Source organism: Ferroglobus sp. (assembly GCF_015521575.1).
Classification (GTDB): Archaea; Halobacteriota; Archaeoglobi; order Archaeoglobales; family Archaeoglobaceae; genus Ferroglobus.
In genome coordinates this window covers 1-2,993 of the sequence record NZ_WANY01000175.1, presented here as the reverse complement: position 1 = coordinate 2,993, position 2,993 = coordinate 1, and the positions used below count along the sequence as shown (strand labels likewise).

General features: G+C 45.4%; 3 protein-coding genes and 1 tRNA gene. 1 reads left to right on the top strand and 3 read right to left on the bottom strand.

What is annotated here, in order from left to right; genetic code table 11:
* Nucleotides 1–399, top strand: a 399-nt coding sequence (locus tag F7C14_RS07110) for a hypothetical protein (RefSeq protein WP_290901345.1), incomplete at its 5' end; no start/stop codon positions are given.
* A 110-nt stretch (nt 400–509) separates the two neighbouring features.
* On the opposite strand, the gene F7C14_RS07105 is transcribed toward F7C14_RS07110, so the two are convergent.
* From F7C14_RS07105 to F7C14_RS07095, 3 genes are all read right to left on the bottom strand, one after another.
* Nucleotides 510–1,592: an ORC1-type DNA replication protein gene (locus F7C14_RS07105; RefSeq protein ID WP_290901343.1), complete on the bottom strand. Its 1,083-nt coding sequence runs from the start codon at nt 1,590–1,592 to the stop codon at nt 510–512.
* Nucleotides 1,558–2,790 carry a tyrosine-type recombinase/integrase gene (locus tag F7C14_RS07100; protein WP_290901341.1) on the bottom strand — a complete coding sequence of 411 codons (1,233 nt, stop codon included), beginning with the start codon at nt 2,788–2,790 and terminating at the stop codon, nt 1,558–1,560. The genes F7C14_RS07105 and F7C14_RS07100 overlap by 35 nt, the downstream gene beginning before the upstream one ends.
* 95 nt (nt 2,791–2,885) lie before the next feature.
* Nucleotides 2,886–2,957: transfer RNA gene (locus tag F7C14_RS07095), tRNA-His, on the bottom strand.
* Nucleotides 2,958–2,993 lie beyond the last annotated feature (36 nt).

Below are 2,993 nucleotides of genomic sequence, written 5' to 3'. Positions count from 1 at the left end.
TATATTGGAGAGATGGAGATGAAAAGAAAGAATACTAAATTCAAAGGACGAGTTATTAAAAATCGATTTGCCAGATTCATTTTACAGAATTTTTCCCTTACAGCATTCTACAAGTACTTCAGTCTTTATGGGGAGAACTATTGGCTTCCTTTAGTATGGGTATTCTCGACAATAGTCTTTTTTGGTTATTTGTTTAACTCAATGGAAATTCAAAACCCTTGGGCAGCAAGTATTTTAACGTTCTTTCAGATGCCTCCAAAATACATGGAAATCTTCCTAAACTCAGATTTTTGGTTGCCTTTAGCAATATTATCCGAGCGGCTAGCTGGCATCTTATTCACGACTTTATTCGTTCTATCCATAAGAAGGAAATTTAAGAAGACCACTATTGAAGAATAGTGTCATCGTCACAGTGTCGGTCCCCACTCCCCTTCAATTATTGCCTTCCCCATTCTCTCTCATCACTTTTCCAAAACTTTCAATCCTTGAAGATTTATTTCGCTCATTGTTCAAAACTCCCTCAGTGCCTCAAGCACCACATCGGGATCATAGCGCTTGTATATGTACCTCGTCCTACCTCTCCCCTTTTTATCAAACACGAAGTCGATCAGCCTGAGCCTTTCGAGCTTGTTGAGGATCTCGTAAAAGCGCTGATAGCTAATCCCCACTTCTTTCTGGAAGAACCTGTAAAGGTCGCCGGCAGCTACCTCTCCCTCCAGCAAGTAAATCAGCCTCAGCATCTCCCTCTCGTCCGAGTTAAGAGCTGAGATTGACTTCGCTAAAAACACCTTCGCTCCGCCAGTGTAAACCGCTTCGACATCCTGCAGCTCCACTTTTCTACTTCCCCTTCTCTCTGCGTTATGACCGGCAGCTCTCAGCAAGTAGATTCCAAAGCGAAGATCCGCGCTTTCGACCGTCAGCTCGACAACTCTCTCGAAAGCTTCCTCGCTGAAAGCTCCTTTGACGAATCCGTGCTCCACTCTCCACCTCAGAATGTCCCTTATCTCGTCGTATCCGTAAAGAGGGTAGTAGACCGTCGTGTAGTGGAAGATAGCTCCGACCTCTGGATTCAGAGCGAGGGAGAACTTTATGTCCGTAGCTGCAGCGATAATTCCAAGCTTAACTCCGTACTCTTCCGGAGATTTCAGCAAGAGGTAGAGCAGTTCATTCACGACATCGATCGAAACAAAGTTTATGTCATCGAGAACCACGATCAGCGGTTTGTCGAGTTTCTCCATTATCTTCTCGTAGAGCTTTACGTGGCTTATTCCTGTCTGCGGCGCCTGATGTTTGCAAACTACTTCGAAAATCCTCGCGAGAATTTTGTAAGTTGTCCCATACGCAGGGCATCTTACATATACACTCTCAATTTTGTCTCCGACCTGCGAAAGAATGTAGAGGATCGTGGACGTTTTGCCAGTTGCTGGCGGACCTAAACACAGGGTGTTGATCGGGCTGTTACCCTTCAAAGCCGGCATTACGTTGGCTGCGAGCTGATTTAACTGCTGCTCTCTGTGAAGAAGAACCTCTGGAACGTAATCGGGATCGAAAACGTCCTCATTCTTGAAGACGCTCTCGTCCCAGCTTAGCATCCTTCTTCAACTCCTCGTACAACTTCTTAAGCATTTCCAATTCCTGCTGCATCTTCGCGAGCATTAGGAGGAAGTCCGGATTAGTCAGGTTCTTCATAGCCTCAGCCTTCCTCTTCTCCCACTCTTCTACCTCTCTAATGGCGTCCTGCGTTAATGGTAAGCCGCATCGGGAGCAGAATCTCGAATCAGCATCGTTGATGAACTCGCACCTCGGACACTGTTTTACTTCAAGATCCTTGTTCTCGTCCTTGGGCTTCAACCCGTAGAGGTTCAGAATAGCGTTCTCCACATCCTGATCTGCGAGGTGGATGTATACCTTGGTCATCTTCGTTCCGGGAACCCAGCCCATATATTTTGCTCCGACAATTTCTGGAACCTGCTGAAGCAGCTTAGTAGCTCTTGTGTGTCGGAAAAGGTGGGGGTAAATCCTCTTTTTGATGCCCGCTCTTTTAGCGATCTTTTTTAACTGCATCTGAAAGTCTTTGTACTCCATCGGTTGTAGGTGCTTCTTTCCGCTAAGTTTTACCCATAATGGAGCTTCCGGATCGTCTTTCAGCGGGTGATCCTTCAACCAATTTGCCAAGTACTGAGCAGAGAAAACAACCCTCAGCTTTCTCCTGTGCTTCTTGCTCGAAGTATTGGGGAGGGAGAACCAAACCACCGCTCCGTAGTCGTCGAAAATTACATCCTTAATTTTCATGCTTCCAATTTCACTTATTCGAGCACCCGTCTCGTAAATCAGGGACAGAAAAGCTCTGTCTCTCGAATTCTGACAAGCGTTTAGCATTTTCCTGAACTCCTCTTCGGTAATCAAATCAGCGGGAGAGAGCTTATTTTCCACACTGCCAACCGAGAACCAGCTTACAAGCTCCTCCTTGCCCAACCACTTGAAGAATTTCTTAAGAGTTTTCTTAACCTCAAAAACAGCGCTATCGGAAACTTCTCCTCTGTTACAAAGTAGCTGATAATGATTTATAACCCTCCGAATGTCCGATTTGTCGAATTCAGTAAGCTTTTTTCCTTCTGCTATATCTCTGATGCGCTTCAAGTAGCCAACGTAACTTCTGATTCTGAGTTCCGAAAGACCTTCTGCAAGCAGATCGTCTGAGAACTCTTTGATTATGTGGAATTCATCCGGATAGTGTCTCTTGAATCTCTTTAAAGCCGTTGATAACTTTTGATCAGAGTGAAAAGGCATAATAACACCTCGGCTCGAAGAATATCAAAATAGACACCTCTCCAGAAGTCATGATGATGCTTTTCGAATTCTGGGATACGAACCAGAATAGAAAGGGCCCGGACCGGGATTCGAACCCGGCTCCTGGGATCCACAGTCCCAGAGGATAACCACTACCCCATCCGGGCCAGTCGTATATTAATCCAAGCTTTGGGTATAAATCT